The organism is Nitratireductor sp. GZWM139, assembly GCF_030068685.1.
GTDB lineage: Bacteria > Pseudomonadota > Alphaproteobacteria > Rhizobiales > Rhizobiaceae > Nitratireductor > Nitratireductor aquimarinus.
Window position 1 is genome coordinate 1 of sequence record NZ_JAMQML010000029.1, and the last position, 18,027, is coordinate 18,027.

Genomic DNA, 18,027 nt, shown 5'->3' on the forward strand with positions numbered 1-18,027 from the left:
AGAGAAGCTGCGCTTCGCTATCCGCGAAGGCGGCCGCACCGTCGGCGCCGGCATCGTCGCAGCCATCATTGAGTAAGCTCTGCCCCGGCAGTGTTGAATGCGGAAAGGGCGGCTCAGGCCGCCCTTTTCTTTTGCCCGGAGCCTGTTTTGAAAGGGCCGGGGCAGGGTGGAAATCCGCCTTGACGAAACCCTCAGGGAAACAAATGACGTGGATGGTGCAAAACCTGCGCTAAAGTCTCTTTACAGACGCGTCGGAAGCCCTTAGGAAGCGGCCTGCCTACAGTGTGCAGCAGCGCACAGGAATGCAGGGGTATAGCTCAGTTGGTAGAGCGGCGGTCTCCAAAACCGCAGGTCGGGGGTTCGAGCCCCTCTGCCCCTGCCAGCGCATTGTGCGCCAGAGCCATTTCGTGAGATCCCGTTTGGTGAGATCCCATTTAGCGAGATCGTTGAGTAAGCGCCTGTCGGAAGCTTCCGTTGGGGCTTGCAAGAATCGAACTTCGGTTCTATGTAGGGCGAACAGACACGCGGTGCGTGGAGCCGGGAACGCGGCTTTACGCGCCTTTGTCGTATGGGTGGATTACGAAAAGCGATTCGCTTTTTCGGATTTTGCTCTTGCCCGAAGGCCGGGTTTTCCTGGTCTCGGGTGCGTCTCCCGGCCAGTTCGGGGATAACAAACAGTCTGGGTTACCAGACGATAGAATCAAGAGCGGCACATGGCGTCGAAAACCACGAATCCTTTCACGTTTCTTCAGCAGGTTCGGTCCGAAACCGCAAAAGTAACGTGGCCCTCGCGGCGTGAGACCCTGATCTCGACGGTAATGGTCATCGCATTCGCCACGCTGGCGGCGATCTTCTTCTTTGCTGCCGATCAGCTCATGGCCTGGGGTATCGAGATCATTCTCGGTATCGGCGCCTGATTGCGGACGATAGACGGAGTGCGATTGAAATGACTGCGCGTTGGTACATCGTCCACGCTTATTCGAATTTCGAAAAGAAGGTCGCAGAGTCGATCGAGGAGCAGGCACGCCAGAAAGGTCTTGATAACAAGATCGAGCAGGTCGTGGTTCCGACCGAAAAGGTCGTTGAAGTGCGCCGCGGTCGCAAGGTCGATGCCGAGCGCAAGTTCTTCCCGGGTTACGTCCTGGTGAAGGCGCAGCTCACCGACGCTGTCTTCTCGATGATCAAGAACACCCCGAAGGTGACGGGCTTTCTGGGCGACGCCAAGCCGGTTCCGATTACCGAAGCCGAGGCAGAGCGCATCCTGACGCAGGTTCAGGAAGGCGTGGAGCGTCCGAAGCCGTCCGTTACCTTCGAGATCGGCGAGCAGGTTCGCGTTTCCGACGGTCCGTTCGCTTCGTTCAACGGCTTCGTTCAGGAAGTGGACGAGGAGCGTTCGCGCCTCAAGGTCGAGGTGTCGATCTTCGGACGGGCAGTGCCCGTCGATCTGGAATTCGGTCAGGTCGAAAAGGGCTGACCGTGTTGCCCCGTGCGCGGGGCTTCATCGGTGGAAGGGAAATGCGGCTAAGCCGGTCGCTGATTTCCGGACCACCAAACTGCAGTGCCGGCTCATTCTTTTCAGGGTGGCCGGTGAGAACGACAAGGCAGATGAGATATGGCTAAGAAAGTTGCAGGCCTGCTCAAGCTTCAGGTTCCCGCGGGTTCGGCTACGCCGTCGCCCCCGATCGGCCCTGCGCTTGGTCAGCGTGGCATCAACATCATGGAGTTCTGTAAGGCATTCAATGCCCAGACCCAGGAGATGGAAAAGGGATCCCCGATCCCGGTCGTGGTGACCTACTACCAGGACAAGTCCTTCACCTTCACGATGAAGACGCCTCCGGTGAGCTACTTCCTCAAGAAGGCAATCAACCTGAAGTCCGGCTCCAAGGAGCCCGGCAAGGTGGTTGCTGGCAAGATTTCGCGCGACAAGGTTCGCGAGATCGCGGAAGCCAAGCTTAAAGATCTGAACGCGACGGACGTCGAAGCAGCCATGCGCATGGTCGAAGGTTCGGCACGCTCCATGGGCCTGGAAGTGGAGGGCTGACGATATGGCGACGAAACTTTCCAAGCGCGTTGCGAAGTCCCGTGAAGGTATTGATCGCGACAAGGAATACGCTCTCGATGAGGCCGTTGCGCTCCTGAAGGACCGTGCAACCGCGAAGTTCGACGAGACCATCGAAGTTGCGATGAATCTCGGCGTCGACCCGCGCCACGCTGACCAGATGGTCCGCGGTGTGGTCAACCTGCCGAACGGCACTGGCCGTACGGTTCGCGTTGCCGTCTTCGCAAAGGGCGACAAGGCTGAAGAAGCAAAGGCAGCTGGTGCAGACATCGTCGGCGCCGAAGAGCTGGTTGAGAGCGTCCAGAAGGGCGAGATCAACTTTGATCGCTGCATTGCAACGCCGGACATGATGCCGCTGGTCGGCCGTCTCGGTAAGGTGCTTGGCCCGCGTGGCCTGATGCCGAACCCGAAGGTCGGCACCGTGACGCCGGACGTCACGGGTGCGGTCAAGGCTTCCAAGGGCGGCGCCGTTGAGTTCCGCGTCGAGAAGGCCGGTATCGTGCATGCAGGCGTTGGCAAGGCTTCCTTCGACGCCAAGGCCATTGCCGAGAACGTGCGCGCCTTCACCGATGCGGTGATCAAGGCGAAGCCGGCCGGCGCAAAGGGCAACTATGTGAAGAAGGTGGCTCTCACCTCGACCATGGGCCCGGGTCTGCGCATCGACGTTGGCAGCCTGTCGGCCGAAGGCTGATGAATTCCGGGGAGGGCGCTCCGGCGCCTTCCCCAAGACTTTCCGGATCGCAAGATCTGGAAGCCGGAAGGAAACTTCCGGAACATCCTGTCCGAGATTGCAGGCGGCTCGCCTTAATACTTTTAAAGGGCCTGCATGAGACGGGTGGGACCGGATAACGGAGCCTGGCTCCGGTTGATGGTTCGAACCGTGTTGGCCTTTTGTTTGATCCGGGTTTCCCGGTCAGCGAAGGGGGACAGGATCCTCGAGCGTCGCTTGGGTGATCCGAGTTTGCGGATGCCCTGCGGCAAAAGGCAAACCGGCGGATATTTCCTTCGGGAAACTCCGTCAAATGGAGAAGGCAGTGGACAGAGCGGAAAAACGCGAATTCGTCGCGGACCTGAACGAGGTGTTCAACAACACCGGTTCGGTCGTCGTAGCCCACTATGCCGGTCTGACCGTCGCGCAGATGAACGATCTTCGTTCCAAGATGCGCGGTGCAGGCGGCACAGTTAAGGTTGCGAAAAACCGTCTCGCCAAAATCGCCCTTCAGGGAACCCCGTCCGAGAGCATTCAGGCCCTTTTCGAAGGCCAGACCCTGATTGCTTATTCGGACGATCCGGTTGTCGCTCCTCGGGTCGCCAATGACTTCGCCAAGGCAAATGACAAGCTTGTCATTCTTGGCGGTGCCATGGGGGAGACCGCGCTCGATTCCGATGGTGTGAAGGCTCTTGCCTCGCTGCCGTCGCTGGACGAGCTGAGGGCGAAGCTGGTCGGCATGATTTCTACGCCGGCCACCCGGATCGCTCAGGTTGTCAACGCGCCCGCGGGTCAGCTCGCGCGCGTCTTTGGCGCCTATTCCAAGAAGGACGAGGCGGCGTGATGCCGGTCCTCAAGACCAACAACACAGTTCGAACACAAAAGGAAATGTACAATGGCTGATCTTGCTAAGATCGTTGAAGACCTGTCGAGCCTGACCGTCCTCGAGGCGGCTGAGCTCTCCAAGATGCTTGAAGAGAAGTGGGGCGTCTCCGCTGCTGCTCCGGTGGCTGTTGCTGCTGCTGCAGGCGGTGCTGCTGGTGGCGAAGCTGCTGAAGAGAAGACCGAGTTCGACGTCGTTCTCACCGATGCAGGCGCACAGAAGATCAACGTGATCAAGGAAGTCCGCGGCATCACCGGCCTGGGCCTCAAGGAAGCCAAGGACCTCGTTGAGTCCGCTCCGAAGCCGATCAAGGAAGGCGTGTCCAAGGACGAAGCCGAGAAGATCAAGGGTCAGCTTGAAGGCGCTGGCGCTAAAGTTGAGCTGAAGTAATTCGGCGTCCGGTCCGCGCGGATTTCCGATCTGCGCGGACCGGAACTTTGAAGACGGAACCGGAACCTCTTTCCTGTGGGCCGCAAGCGGCTTTCAGGAAACGGGTTTTTATCCGTTTGGATTGACCGCCGGGATGGCGGTTCACGTGGTGCATGCAAGCCAGGCAGGGCAAGGAGCGACGATGGCCGAGACCCAAACGTTTAATGGTCGCAGGCGGGTACGCAAATTCTTCGGAAAGATTCCGGAAGTTGCGGAGATGCCGAACCTGATTGAGGTTCAGAAGGCATCCTATGACCAGTTCCTGATGGTCGAGGAGCCCCAGGGCGGGCGACCTGACGAGGGGCTTCAGGCGGTGTTCAAGTCGGTGTTCCCGATCTCGGACTTCGCCGGTACGGCGATGCTCGAATTCGTGGACTACGAGTTCGAAGAGCCGAAATTCGATGTGGACGAGTGCCGGCAGCGCGATCTTACTTTCGCTGCGCCGCTCAAGGTGACGCTGCGCCTGATCGTCTTCGATGTGGATGAGGACACTGGCGCCAAGTCCATCAAGGACATCAAGGAGCAGGACGTCTACATGGGCGACATGCCGCTCATGACGTCCAACGGCACCTTCATCGTCAACGGCACCGAGCGCGTCATCGTTTCCCAGATGCACCGTTCGCCGGGCGTGTTCTTCGACCATGACAAGGGCAAGTCGCACTCGTCGGGCAAGCTTCTGTTTGCCGCGCGCGTCATTCCCTATCGCGGTTCCTGGCTCGACATCGAGTTCGACGCCAAGGACATCGTCCACGCGCGTATCGACCGCCGCCGCAAGCTTCCCGCGACGTCGCTTCTGATGGCGCTGGGCATGGACGGCGAAGAGATCCTGTCCACCTTCTACGATCAGCTGACCTATCAGCGCGACGGTGAGAACTGGCGCGTGCCGTATACGGTTGAGCGCTACAAGGGCCTCAAGGCCACTGCAGATCTCGTCGACGCGGACAGCGGCGAAGTGGTCGTTGAAGCCGGCAAGAAGATCACCGCGCGTCAGGCAAAGATGCTTGCAGAGAAGGGCCTCAAGGCCATTCACGCGACGGAAGAAGACCTGCTCGGCAACTATCTGGCCGAAGACATCGTCAACATGGAAACCGGCGAGATCTTCCTCGAGGCCGGTGACGAGATCGACGAGAAGACCCTCAAGGTTCTTCTGGAAGCCGGTGTCGACGAAGTCCACTTCCTGGACATCGACCACGTCAATGTGGGCGGTTACATCCGCAACACGCTGGCTGCCGACAAGAACGAGTCGCGCCAGGACGCGCTGTTCGACATCTACCGTGTCATGCGCCCGGGCGAGCCGCCCACGCTTGAGACGGCCGAAGCGATGTTCCATTCGCTGTTCTTCGACGCCGAGCGCTACGACCTGTCGGCCGTTGGTCGCGTGAAGATGAACATGCGTCTCGAGCTCGACGCCGAGGACACCGTGCGCGTTCTGCGCAAGGAAGACATCGTCGCCGTGGTCAAGACGCTGGTTGAGCTTCGCGACGGCAAGGGCGAGATCGACGACATCGACAATCTCGGCAACCGCCGTGTGCGTTCCGTCGGCGAGCTGATGGAAAACCAGTACCGCGTCGGCCTGCTCCGCATGGAGCGCGCGATCAAGGAACGCATGTCCTCGATCGAGATCGACACGGTCATGCCGCAGGACCTGATCAACGCGAAGCCGGCCGCTGCCGCCGTGCGCGAGTTCTTCGGTTCCTCGCAGCTTTCGCAGTTCATGGACCAGACCAACCCGCTCTCCGAGATCACCCACAAGCGTCGTCTTTCGGCGCTCGGACCGGGCGGTCTGACGCGTGAGCGTGCGGGCTTCGAAGTGCGCGACGTGCACCCGACCCACTATGGCCGTATCTGCCCGATTGAGACGCCGGAAGGCCCGAACATCGGTCTGATCAACTCGCTTGCCACCTTCGCCCGCGTCAACAAGTACGGCTTCATCGAGAGCCCGTACCGTAAGATCGTGGACGGCAAGGTCACGCAGGACGTCGTCTATCTCTCCGCCATGGAAGAGGCCAAGCACTACGTTGCACAGGCCAATGCCGTGATCGGTGAAGATGGTGCGTTCACGGACGAATTCGTCATCTGCCGCCATGCCGGCGAGGTGATGATGGCTCCGCGCGAGAACGTCGATCTGATGGACGTGTCGCCCAAGCAGCTCGTGTCGGTCGCGGCAGCGCTCATTCCGTTCCTTGAGAACGATGACGCCAACCGCGCACTGATGGGCTCGAACATGCAGCGTCAGGCCGTGCCGCTGGTGCGCGCCGAGGCTCCGTTCGTCGGCACCGGCATGGAGCCGATCGTGGCGCGCGACTCCGGCGCTGCCATCGCGGCCCGCCGTACGGGCATCGTCGACCAGGTGGATGCGACGCGTATCGTTATCCGCGCCACCGAGGATGTGGATGCATCGCGCTCCGGCGTCGACATCTACCGTCTGATGAAGTTCCAGCGTTCCAACCAGAACACCTGCGTCAACCAGCGTCCGCTGGTGCGCGTGGGCGACCGGATCAACAAGGGCGACATCCTCGCCGATGGTCCGTCGACGGATCTGGGTGATCTGGCGCTTGGCCGCAACGTGCTCGTCGCGTTCATGCCCTGGAACGGCTACAACTACGAGGACTCCATCCTTCTGTCCGAGCGCATCGTTCGCGATGACGTCTTCACCTCCATTCACATCGAGGAATTCGAGGTGATGGCGCGTGATACGAAGCTTGGACCGGAAGAAATCACGCGCGACATTCCGAACGTTTCGGAAGAAGCGCTGAAGAACCTCGACGAAGCCGGCATCACCTATATCGGTGCTGAAGTTCAGCCGGGCGACATTCTCGTCGGCAAGATCACCCCGAAGGGCGAGAGCCCGATGACGCCGGAAGAGAAGCTTCTGCGCGCCATCTTCGGTGAGAAGGCTTCGGATGTCCGCGACACCTCCATGCGCATGCCGCCCGGCACGTATGGCACGGTCGTCGAAGTGCGCGTCTTCAACCGCCACGGCGTTGAGAAGGACGAGCGCGCCATGGCCATTGAGCGCGAGGAAATCGAACGCCTCGCCAAGGACCGTGACGACGAGCAGTCGATCCTCGACCGCAACGTCTACGCGCGCCTTTCCGACATGCTCGTGGGCAAGCAGGCAATCGCCGGTCCGAAGGGCTTCAAGAAGGGCAGCGAGCTCTCCGCTGATGCGCTGAGCGAGTATCCGCGTTCGCAGTGGTGGCAGTTTGCCGTTGAGGACGAGAAGCAGCAGGAAGCGCTCGAAGCTCTGCGTGCACAGTATGACGAGTCCAAGAAGGCGCTCGAGCAGCGCTTCATGGACAAGGTCGAGAAGGTGCAGCGCGGCGACGAGATGCCGCCCGGCGTGATGAAGATGGTCAAGGTCTTCGTTGCCGTTAAGCGCAAGATGCAGCCCGGCGATAAGATGGCCGGTCGTCACGGCAACAAGGGTGTCGTGTCGCGCATCGTGCCGGTTGAAGACATGCCGTTCCTCGATGACGGTCAGCATGTCGACATCGTGCTGAACCCGCTTGGCGTGCCGAGCCGCATGAACGTCGGACAGATCCTCGAGACGCACCTTGGCTGGGCCTGTGCCGGCATGGGGCAGCAGATCGGCGACCTGATCGACAGCTACAAGGAAAGCGGCGACATCAAGCCGTTGCGCCAGACCATTGAGGCCGTCATTCCCGAGAATGACCGCAACGAACCGGTTCGCCAGTATGACGACGAGAGCGTCGTGCGTCTGGGCGAGCAGATGCGTCGCGGTGTCTCGATTGCAACGCCGGTCTTTGACGGCGCGCATGAGGCTGACGTCAACGACATGCTGGAGCTGGCCGGTATGAAGACCTCTGGCCAGGTCACGCTTTACGACGGACGTACGGGCGAAGCCTTCGACCGTCAGGTGACCGTGGGCTACATCTACATGCTGAAGCTGCATCACCTGGTGGACGACAAGATCCACGCCCGTTCGATCGGCCCGTACTCGCTCGTTACCCAGCAGCCGCTGGGTGGTAAGGCGCAGTTCGGTGGTCAGCGCTTCGGTGAGATGGAGGTCTGGGCGCTGGAAGCTTACGGCGCGGCCTACACGCTGCAGGAAATGCTGACGGTGAAGTCGGACGACGTGGCAGGCCGTACCAAGGTCTACGAAGCCATCGTGCGCGGCGACGACACGTTCGAGGCAGGCATTCCCGAGAGCTTCAACGTTCTCGTCAAGGAAATGCGCTCGCTCGGTCTCAATGTGGAGCTTGAAAACTCCCGCATTGAAGGATCCGAGGCTGAGCAGCTGCCCGACGCGGCTGAATAAGCGTTACGGCGTGTCGCGGGATTGCCCGCGACACGCATTCGTCGTTCGCACGGCAGCATAGCGGCCGAGCATTTGAACCGGTGAGGCAGGCGGCGGCAGCCAACACCGAAGTTTGAAAAAGGGACGATGCGTCCCGAAAAGGAGATCGGCATGAACCAAGAGGTCATGAATCTTTTCAACCCTCAGGCGCCGGCACAGACTTTCGATTCGATCAGGATTTCTCTCGCTAGCCCCGAGAAAATTCTTTCCTGGTCGTATGGCGAGATCAAGAAGCCCGAGACCATCAACTACCGCACGTTCAAGCCCGAGCGTGACGGTCTGTTCTGCGCGCGCATCTTTGGTCCGATCAAGGATTACGAATGCCTGTGCGGCAAGTACAAGCGCATGAAGTACAAGGGCGTCATCTGCGAGAAGTGCGGCGTTGAAGTCACGCTGTCGCGGGTGCGTCGCGAGCGTATGGGCCACATCGAGCTGGCCGCTCCGGTCGCTCACATCTGGTTCCTGAAGTCGCTGCCGTCGCGCATCGGCACGCTGCTCGACATGACCCTGAAGGACATCGAGCGGGTTCTCTATTTCGAGAACTACATCGTGACCGAGCCGGGTCTGACGGCGCTTAAGGAAAATCAGCTCCTCTCCGAAGAAGAGTATCTGATCGCGGTCGACGAGTATGGTGAAGACCAGTTCACCGCCATGATCGGCGCCGAGGCGATCCATCACCTTCTGGAATCGATGGAACTGGAGAAGATCGCCGGCGATCTGCGCTCCGAGCTCGCGTCTACCACGTCCGAGCTGAAGCAGAAGAAGCTTCTGAAGCGCCTCAAGGTGGTCGAGAACTTCCTGGAGTCGGGCAACCGTCCGGAGTGGATGATCATGAAGATCGTCCCGGTCATTCCGCCGGATCTGCGTCCGCTGGTTCCGCTGGATGGCGGTCGTTTCGCGACCTCGGATCTGAACGACCTCTACCGTCGTGTGATCAACCGTAACAACCGTCTGAAGCGTCTGATCGAGCTGCGCGCACCGGGCATCATCATCCGCAACGAGAAGCGCATGCTTCAGGAATCCGTGGATGCGCTGTTCGACAACGGCCGCCGCGGCCGCGTCATCACGGGTGCCAACAAGCGTCCGCTGAAGTCGCTCTCCGACATGCTCAAGGGCAAGCAGGGCCGCTTCCGTCAGAACCTGCTCGGCAAGCGCGTCGACTACTCCGGCCGTTCGGTGATCGTGACCGGTCCCGAGCTGAAGCTGCACCAGTGCGGCCTGCCGAAGAAGATGGCTCTGGAACTCTTCAAGCCGTTCATCTACGCACGTCTCGACGCGAAGGGCTATTCGTCCACCGTCAAGCAGGCGAAGAAGCTGGTCGAGAAGGAAAAGCCGGAAGTCTGGGATATCCTGGACGAGGTGATCCGCGAGCATCCGGTTCTTCTGAACCGCGCGCCGACGCTGCACCGTCTGGGCATCCAGGCGTTCGAGCCCACCCTCATCGAAGGCAAGGCGATCCAGCTGCACCCGCTGGTCTGTACCGCGTTCAACGCCGACTTCGACGGCGACCAGATGGCCGTTCACGTGCCGCTGTCGCTCGAAGCGCAGCTTGAAGCGCGCGTCCTGATGATGTCGACCAACAACATCCTGCACCCGGCCTCAGGCGCACCGATCATCGTGCCGTCGCAGGATATGGTTCTCGGACTCTACTACCTGTCCATCATGAACCAGAACGAGCCGGGTGAGGGCATGGTGTTCGCCGACATGGGCGAGCTGCATCACGCACTCGAGACCGGCGTTGTCACGCTGCACACCAAGATCAAGGGCCGTTTCAAGACTGTCGACGCGGAGGGCAACCCCGTATCGCAGATCCACGAGACCACGCCTGGCCGTATGATCGTTGGCGAGCTTCTGCCGAAGAACCACAATGTGCCCTTCGACATCTGCAACCAGGAACTGACCAAGAAGAACATCTCCAAGATGATCGACACGGTCTACCGTCACTGCGGTCAGAAAGAGACGGTCATTTTCTGTGACCGCGTCATGCAGCTCGGCTTCGGCCATGCCTGCCGCGCCGGCATTTCCTTCGGCAAGGACGACATGGTCATTCCGGACACCAAGGAAAACCTGGTGGCCGAGACAGAGGCGCTCGCGAAGGAATACGAGCAGCAGTACAATGACGGCCTGATCACCCAGGGCGAGAAGTACAACAAGGTCGTCGACGCCTGGGCCAAGTGCTCGGAAAAGGTCGCCGACGAGATGATGAAGCGCATTAAGGCGGTCGAATTCGACGATGACGGTCGCCAGAAGCCGATGAACTCGGTCTACATGATGTCGCACTCCGGTGCCCGTGGTTCGCCGGCGCAGATGCGTCAGCTTGCTGGCATGCGCGGCCTGATGGCCCGTCCGGATGGCTCCATCATTGAGACGCCGATCATCTCGAACTTCAAGGAAGGCCTGACCGTGATGGAGTACTTCAACTCCACCCACGGCGCCCGTAAGGGTCTGGCCGACACGGCTCTGAAGACGGCTAACTCGGGTTACCTGACCCGCCGTCTGGTTGACGTGGCTCAGGACTGCATTGTCACCGTGCCGGATTGCGGCACCGACAAGGGCCTGACCATGCAGCCGATCGTCGACGCCGGTCAGGTGGTTGCTTCCATCGGCCAGCGCGTGCTGGGCCGTACCGCGCTTGATGACATCATCAACCCGGCAACCGAAGAAGTCATCGTTGCTGCCGGTCGTCTGATCGACGAGCGTGACGTCGAAGCCATCGAGAAGGCAGGCATCCAGTCCGTCCGCATCCGCTCGGCGCTGACCTGTGAAGTGCGCGTCGGCGTCTGCGCGGTCTGCTACGGCCGTGACCTTGCACGCGGTACGCCGGTCAACATCGGTGAAGCTGTCGGCGTCATCGCCGCTCAGTCGATCGGTGAACCGGGCACGCAGCTCACCATGCGTACCTTCCACATGGGTGGTACGGCGCAGGTGGTCGACCAGTCGTTCCTCGAAGCTTCCTTCGAAGGCACGGTCAAGGTTCGCAACCGCAATGTGGTGCGCAACTCCGAAGGCGATCTCATCGTGATGGGCCGCAACATGGCGGTTCTCATCATGGACGAGAACGGCGAGGAACGTGCAAGCCACCGCCTGACCTACGGTTCGCGTCTGTTCATCGACGAGGGCGACAAGGTGAAGCGCGGTCAGCGTATCTCCGAGTGGGATCCCTACACCCGTCCGATGCTCACCGAAGTGGAAGGCACCGTGGCGTTCGAGGATCTGGTGGATGGCGTGTCGGTTCAGGAAACCGCCGACGAATCCACCGGTATCACGAAGCGCGAGGTCATCGACTGGCGTTCGACGCCGCGCGGCACCGACCTGAAGCCGGCTCTGACGATCCTCGACTCCAAGGGCAAGATCTCCAAGCTTGCTCGTGGTGGCGACGCGCGGTTCCTGCTTTCGGTGGAAACGGTACTCTCCGTGGAGCCGGGCTCCAAGGTTATGCCGGGCGACGTGATTGCACGTATCCCGACCGAAAGTGCCCGTACGAAGGACATTACCGGTGGTCTGCCGCGCGTTGCGGAACTGTTCGAGGCCCGTCGTCCGAAGGATCACGCCATCATCGCCGAGATCGATGGTACGGTTCGCTTCGGCCGGGACTACAAGAACAAGCGCCGCATCATCATCGAGCCGCATGACGCGACTCTGGAGCCTGCGGAATACCTTATTCCCAAGGGCAAGCCGTTCCATCTTCAGGACGGCGACCAGATCGAGAAGGGCGACTTCATTCTCGACGGCAACCCGGCGCCGCACGACATCCTGGCGATCAAGGGCGTGGAGGCTCTTGCTTCCTACCTGGTCAACGAAATCCAGGAGGTCTATCGCTTGCAGGGCGTGTTGATCAACGACAAGCACATCGAGGTGATCGTTCGCCAGATGCTGCAGAAGATCGAGATCACGGCACAGGGCGACTCGACCTACATTCCGGGCGATCACGTCGACTCCGTGGAGTTCGACGAGGTCAATGACCGGTTGGTGGAAGAGGGCAAGAAGCCTGCCGAGGGCCAGCCGGTCCTGCTTGGCATCACCAAGGCTTCGCTGCAGACGCCGTCCTTCATCTCCGCGGCCTCCTTCCAGGAGACCACCCGCGTGCTGACCGAGGCGGCTGTTGCCGGCAAGGTCGACACGCTGCAGGGCCTGAAGGAAAACGTCATCGTCGGTCGTCTGATCCCGGCCGGTACGGGTGGCGCGATGAGCCAGGTTCGCCGGATTGCGCGCTCGCGCGACGATCTGATCCTGGACGAGCGTCGCAAGACCTCGGGCGTGGAAATGGCCGATCCGATGATCGCCGACATGACGACGAGTGCTGCCGAGTAATCGGCAGACCTCTTTTCAGAGAATGCAGAAGCCGGGCCTTGCGCCCGGCTTTTCTTTTGGCAGTCCACCGCCATCGTCGCGTGTCTGTCACCCGGCTGCATCATGAGGTTCTCTGGATCGCCGTGCGTTCATCCGGACGCACAAAAGGCGATCCAAACCATCGATGGAGCGTCGGATAAGCCGAAAACCGGTTTCGGTTCGTCGGTCCGATGCTCTGGAGGCGCATTCGCGCCGGGTTCACGGAGAAGACCTCATGTTCAGGAAATTAGTGCTCGCTGCCGCATTGTCCGTTTCGGCGCAGTCTCTGGCTCATGCCGAAGCCATGATGAAGCCCGCTTATCTCGGCGAAATCGTCCTTCCCAGCGGTCTCATGATCTCCGGTGTCGAGTTCGGCGGCATTTCCGGCCTGGACTACGACGCGGATGCGGATCTGTTCTATGCGATTTCGGACGACCGGTCGGAGAAAGCGCCAGCGCGGTTCTACCGTCTGAAGCTTGTGATCGAGGAAGACGGCGTGAAGGGCGTCGACATTGTTTCGAGCCATGTGCTGCAGGGTGAGAATGGCGAGCCCTTCGCGGCCAAGACGATCGATCCCGAAGCGATCCGCTACGATGGTGCGCGCCAGAGCGTGTTCTGGTCGAGCGAACGGGATGCCAAAGGCAATCCGACGCTCTTTGAGGCCAAACCGGACGGCGCGTTCAAGCGCAGTTTCACGGTCCCCGGCGCTTATCTTCCCGATGAGGCCGGCGAGCGCGGCATTCGCAACAATCTGGCGTTCGAGGGGCTGACGCTTTCGGTCGATGGAGAGACCATCTGGGTCGCGACCGAGAATGCGCTCGTTCAGGACGGACCGAAAGCGACGCTTGAGGCGGGAAGCCCTTCGCGTATCCTTGGTTTCAACGTCGAAAGCGGCGAGCCGGTTGCCGAATATGTCTACGAAACCGGAACGATCCACCAGAAGTCGGAAACCGAGCCTTACTATAACGACAATGGTCTGACGGAGATCCTCGAGATCGACGCCGGCACGTTTCTCGCGGTCGAGCGCTCCTTTGCGCTGGGGACCGGAAACGAGATCAATCTCTATCGGGTCGAAACGGCGGGTGCGACCGATATTCTCGGTGCTGACAGCATCGCAGACCGCGATGTCACGCCGGTCAGCAAGACGCATGTTCTGAAGATCGGGGAAGGGGACTTCGGTCTCGACGTGGACAACATCGAAACCCTGACCTGGGGGCCCGTCATTGCTGGCCGGAAGACGCTGGTTCTGGCTTCCGACAACAATTTCAACCCGAACGGCCAGTTCACCCAGTTCGTGGTGTTCGCCCTGGATGCACCTTCTCAGTAAAGCGGGACGACTGAGGCTCGCTCATAAAGAAGAAGCCCGGCGCGATGGCCGGGCTTTCTGTCTCTGATCCGTGAAGGGGGTCAGACCGGTTCGTCGAAGGTGACGATTGCGATCTCGCCTTCAAGCGCTCCCTGCCAGGCCGACAGGTGTGGCTCTTCGTCGGGCTCTCCCTGCATGTCGCCGATCTGGTCCAGCTCGGCTTCCGCGTAGCCTTCGCGCGCGAGGGCTTCCAGCGCCAGCCGCACCGCCGTGTCGTCGTCCGGGGCCTGCAGCATGATGTGCACGCCCTCGCTCTCATCACCCTTTTCGCGCCAGACCCGGCCGGTGATGATGGTGACGGGGCGATGTTCAGATTCGCTCATGGTGATTCCTGATTCTTGCCAACCGGCAATCGCTTACTATATGAAGCCTGCTTCTCGCATGCGGGATTGGAGAATGACAGAGATGGAGCGCCGTTTTGGTTCGAAATGGCGCTGTTTCGGGAAATAATCTGTCGTTTTAACCCTGTCTGGCTCGGCGATGGCCTGCGGTACAAGATAATCCTGGCGGCGGGGTTGACGGTTAACCCTCATGCGAGTAATTACCGCTTCGTCCGAGCCGATGTGAGGCTTTTTCTTTCGGGGCGACGCGCCCCGGATCAGGTCTCAAACAGGGTTCGTTTTTGCGAGCGACAGAATTTGCGGCGCATGAAGCGGAAACGCTTCCTCTGCTTTTTGTCCGGGCAAGACCGTTAAAAGCGGTTTGCAGCCTGGATTTGTGCGTAGAGCAAATTTTTGTTCTGGATGCGGCCCTCGGGCTTGAGACACGGAATTTGTAACAAGGGAAGGTTTGATGCCTACCGTTAACCAGTTGATCCGCAAGCCGCGCATTGCGCCGGTTAAGCGCAATAAGGTTCCGGCCATGCAGGCCAACCCGCAGAAGCGGGGTGTTTGCACGCGTGTTTACACGACGACGCCGAAGAAGCCGAACTCGGCCATGCGTAAGGTGGCCAAGATCCGCCTCGCCAATGGCTTCGAGGTCATCGGCTATATCCCGGGTGAGGGGCATAACCTTCAGGAGCACTCCGTGGTGATGATCCGCGGCGGCCGCGTGAAGGACCTTCCGGGTGTTCGCTACCACATCATCCGTGGTGTGCTTGACACCCAGGGTGTGAAGAACCGCAAGCAGCGTCGTTCGAAGTACGGCGCAAAGCGTCCGAAGTAGGATATCCGGCTTCGGCGCTTTGATTTTGAGCCGGGCCTCGAAGGTAAGAGACGAAAAACATGTCCCGACGCCACCGTGCAGAAAAACGAGAGATCAACCCCGATCCGAAATTCGGTGATACGGTTGTGACCAAGTTCATGAACGCCATCATGCTTGATGGCAAGAAGTCGGCTGCCGAGCGCATCGTTTACGGTGCATTCGACCAGGTAGAAGACAAGATGAAGCAGGAGCCTGTTGGTGTGTTCCATCAGGCGCTTGATAACGTTGCTCCGCACGTCGAGGTTCGTTCCCGTCGTGTTGGTGGTGCGACCTATCAGGTTCCGGTCGACGTTCGCCCCGAGCGTCGCCAGGCTCTGGCCATTCGTTGGCTGATCGCAGCTGCCCGCAAGCGCAACGAAACGACCATGGTCGATCGTCTGTCCGGCGAGCTGCTCGACGCGGCAAACAATCGCGGCACTGCCGTCAAGAAGCGCGAAGACACGCACAAGATGGCTGAAGCCAACCGTGCGTTCTCGCACTACCGCTGGTAGCCGTAGGATCGAAAAGGTACACGACGATGTCCCGCGAATATAAGCTCGAAGATTACCGTAACTTCGGTATCATGGCGCATATCGACGCCGGTAAGACGACGACGACCGAGCGTATCCTGTTCTACACCGGTAAGAACCACAAGATGGGCGAGACGCATGATGGCGCTTCGACCATGGACTGGATGGAGCAGGAGCAGGAGCGCGGTATTACCATTACTTCGGCTGCGACGACGACGTCGTGGACCGGTCGTGATGGCGCTACCCGCCGCTTCAACATCATCGACACCCCCGGCCACGTTGACTTCACCATTGAAGTCGAGCGTTCGCTGCGTGTGCTCGACGGTGCGGTTGCTCTGCTCGACTCCAACGCCGGTGTTGAGCCGCAGACCGAGACTGTCTGGCGTCAGGCTGACAAGTATCATGTCCCGCGCATGATCTTCTGTAACAAGATGGACAAGATCGGCGCGGACTTCTACCGCTGCCTCGACATGATCAAGTCGCGTCTTGGTGCCACGCCGCTCGCCATCCAGCTCCCGATCGGTGCAGAGAACGACTTCCAGGGCGTTGTCGACCTCATCGAGATGAAGGCTGTTGTGTGGCGCGACGAGTCGCTCGGCGCTCAGTGGGACATTGTTGAGATCCCGGCCGACCTTCAGGCGAAAGCCGAAGAGTACCGCGAGCTGATGATCGAGACGGCTGTCGAGATCGACGAAGGCGCGATGGAGCGTTACCTCGAGGGCGAAATGCCTTCGAATGACGAACTTCGCCAGCTGATCCGGAAGGGCACGATCAACGTGAACTTCCATCCGGTTCTCTGCGGCACCGCGTTCAAGAACAAGGGTGTGCAGCCGCTGCTCGACGCCGTCGTCGACTTCCTGCCTTCCCCGCTTGAAGTTCCGGCGATCAAGGGCATCGATCCGAAGACCGAAGCAGAGATCGAACGCGTTTCTTCCGACGAAGAGCCGCTTTCCATGCTCGCCTTCAAGATCATGAACGATCCGTTCGTTGGCTCGCTCACCTTCTGCCGCATCTATTCGGGTGTGCTGAACAAGGGTGTTTCGCTGTCCAACACCGTGAAGGACAAGCGTGAGCGCATCGGCCGCATGCTGCAGATGCACTCCAACTCGCGTTCCGATCTGGAAGTTGCTTACGCCGGCGACATCGTCGCTCTGGCGGGCCTGAAAGAGACGACCACGGGCGACACGCTCTGCGATCCGCTGAAGCCGGTCATTCTCGAGCGCATGGAGTTCCCGGATCCGGTGATCCAGATCGCCATCGAGCCGAAGACCAAGGGCGACCAGGAAAAGATGGGCCTCGCGCTCAACCGCCTGGCTGCAGAAGATCCGTCCTTCCGCGTCAAATCCGACGAGGAATCCGGTCAGACCATCATCGCCGGCATGGGTGAGCTTCACCTCGACATCATCGTCGACCGCCTGAAGCGTGAATTCAAGGTCGAAGCCAATGTGGGCGCCCCGCAGGTTGCATACCGCGAGACGATCACCCGCGAAGCCGAGATCGACTACACGCACAAGAAGCAGTCCGGTGGTTCGGGCCAGTTCGCCCGCGTCAAGATCGTGTTCGCGCCGAACACCGAGAGCGAGGAATTCGAGTTCGAATCCAAGATCGTCGGCGGTTCGGTTCCGAAGGAATACATTCCCGGTGTCCAGAAGGGTATCGAGAGCGTTCTTTCCTCCGGTCCGGTTGCAGGCTTCCCGATGCTCGGCGTGAAAGCCACGCTGATCGACGGCGCCTACCACGACGTTGACTCCTCGGTCCTCGCGTTCGAGATCGCCGCCCGCGCAGCCTTCCGTGAAGGCGCCCAGAAGGCGGGTGCGCAGCTTCTCGAGCCGATCATGAAGGTCGAGGTTGTGACGCCGGAAGAATATGTGGGCAGCATCATCGGTGACCTGAACGGTCGTCGTGGTCAGATCCAGGGCCAGGAAGCACGCGGCATCGCTACGGTGATCAATGCCATGGTTCCGCTGGCAAACATGTTCAAGTACGTCGACACGCTGCGTTCGATGTCGCAGGGCCGCGCCCAGTACACGATGCAGTTCGATCACTACGAGCCGGTTCCCAGCGCTGTGGCGCAGGAGATCCAGAAGAAATACGCATAATTCGCTCAACGCACGTCGTTACGGATTATCGAAAGTTGAAAGAGCCCGAACGGGCACAAGGAATGGAGAGCTCACATGGCCAAAGGTAAATTTGAGCGTACGAAGCCGCATGCGAACATC

14 protein-coding genes and 1 tRNA gene are annotated in these 18,027 nt (G+C 60.2%); 14 read left to right on the forward strand and 1 reads right to left on the reverse strand.

The annotated features are described in order from the left end of the window. The 11 genes from NDI72_RS21305 to NDI72_RS21355 all read left to right on the forward strand — a co-directional run. Positions 1-76, forward strand: a 76-nt coding sequence (locus NDI72_RS21305; protein WP_502888421.1) for an EF-Tu C-terminal domain-related protein, incomplete at its 5' end; no start/stop codon positions are given. 230 nt (positions 77-306) lie between these two features. Further along, a tRNA-Trp gene (locus NDI72_RS21310) sits at positions 307-382 on the forward strand. Positions 383-713: 331 nt separating this feature from the next. Further along, positions 714-917 carry a preprotein translocase subunit SecE gene (secE, locus tag NDI72_RS21315; protein WP_113155300.1) on the forward strand — a complete coding sequence of 68 codons (204 nt, stop codon included), beginning with the start codon at positions 714-716 and terminating at the stop codon, positions 915-917. A 29-nt stretch (positions 918-946) separates the two neighbouring features. After that, complete coding sequence (nusG, locus tag NDI72_RS21320; RefSeq protein WP_113155299.1) at positions 947-1,474, forward strand: transcription termination/antitermination protein NusG; 528 nt, start codon at positions 947-949, stop codon at positions 1,472-1,474. Between the two features lie 138 nt (positions 1,475-1,612). Then, positions 1,613-2,041, forward strand: a complete 429-nt coding sequence (rplK, locus tag NDI72_RS21325) for a 50S ribosomal protein L11 (protein WP_113155298.1) — start codon at positions 1,613-1,615, stop codon at positions 2,039-2,041. Positions 2,042-2,045: 4 nt separating this feature from the next. Beyond that, on the forward strand, positions 2,046-2,750 hold the full coding sequence (gene rplA, locus NDI72_RS21330) for a 50S ribosomal protein L1 (protein WP_113155297.1): 705 nt from the start codon (positions 2,046-2,048) through the stop codon (positions 2,748-2,750). Positions 2,751-3,093: 343 nt separating this feature from the next. Beyond that, positions 3,094-3,612, forward strand: coding sequence for a 50S ribosomal protein L10 (rplJ, locus tag NDI72_RS21335; RefSeq protein ID WP_113156316.1), 519 nt, complete (start codon positions 3,094-3,096; stop codon positions 3,610-3,612). A 51-nt stretch (positions 3,613-3,663) separates the two neighbouring features. Continuing rightward, the gene (gene rplL / locus NDI72_RS21340) at positions 3,664-4,041 is read left to right on the forward strand and encodes a 50S ribosomal protein L7/L12 (RefSeq protein ID WP_065815249.1); all 378 of its coding nucleotides are present in this window, start codon (positions 3,664-3,666) and stop codon (positions 4,039-4,041) included. 181 nt (positions 4,042-4,222) lie between these two features. Next, entirely contained in the window at positions 4,223-8,362 is a 4,140-nt protein-coding gene (gene rpoB / locus NDI72_RS21345; protein ID WP_206545223.1) for a DNA-directed RNA polymerase subunit beta, read from the forward strand. A gap of 150 nt (positions 8,363-8,512) precedes the next feature. Further along, positions 8,513-12,712: a DNA-directed RNA polymerase subunit beta' gene (gene rpoC / locus NDI72_RS21350; protein ID WP_113156315.1), complete on the forward strand. Its 4,200-nt coding sequence runs from the start codon at positions 8,513-8,515 to the stop codon at positions 12,710-12,712. A 253-nt stretch (positions 12,713-12,965) separates the two neighbouring features. Next, positions 12,966-14,057 carry an esterase-like activity of phytase family protein gene (locus NDI72_RS21355; RefSeq protein WP_283801717.1) on the forward strand — a complete coding sequence of 364 codons (1,092 nt, stop codon included), beginning with the start codon at positions 12,966-12,968 and terminating at the stop codon, positions 14,055-14,057. A gap of 80 nt (positions 14,058-14,137) precedes the next feature. On the opposite strand, the gene NDI72_RS21360 is transcribed toward NDI72_RS21355, so the two are convergent. Next, positions 14,138-14,419 (reverse strand): transcriptional regulator, encoded by a 282-nt coding sequence (locus NDI72_RS21360; RefSeq protein WP_113155294.1) that lies wholly within the window; start codon positions 14,417-14,419, stop codon positions 14,138-14,140. Positions 14,420-14,888: 469 nt separating this feature from the next. Here NDI72_RS21360 and rpsL point away from each other — a divergent pair, with 469 nt between their 5' ends. From rpsL to fusA, 3 genes are read left to right on the forward strand one after another with little or no spacing between them, the layout of a single operon-like run. Beyond that, entirely contained in the window at positions 14,889-15,260 is a 372-nt protein-coding gene (rpsL, locus tag NDI72_RS21365) for a 30S ribosomal protein S12 (protein ID WP_007010616.1), read from the forward strand. A 59-nt stretch (positions 15,261-15,319) separates the two neighbouring features. Next, positions 15,320-15,790 (forward strand): 30S ribosomal protein S7, encoded by a 471-nt coding sequence (rpsG, locus tag NDI72_RS21370; RefSeq protein ID WP_113155292.1) that lies wholly within the window; start codon positions 15,320-15,322, stop codon positions 15,788-15,790. Between the two features lie 26 nt (positions 15,791-15,816). Beyond that, the gene (gene fusA, locus NDI72_RS21375; RefSeq protein ID WP_283801718.1) at positions 15,817-17,907 is read left to right on the forward strand and encodes an elongation factor G; all 2,091 of its coding nucleotides are present in this window, start codon (positions 15,817-15,819) and stop codon (positions 17,905-17,907) included. Positions 17,908-18,027 lie beyond the last annotated feature (120 nt).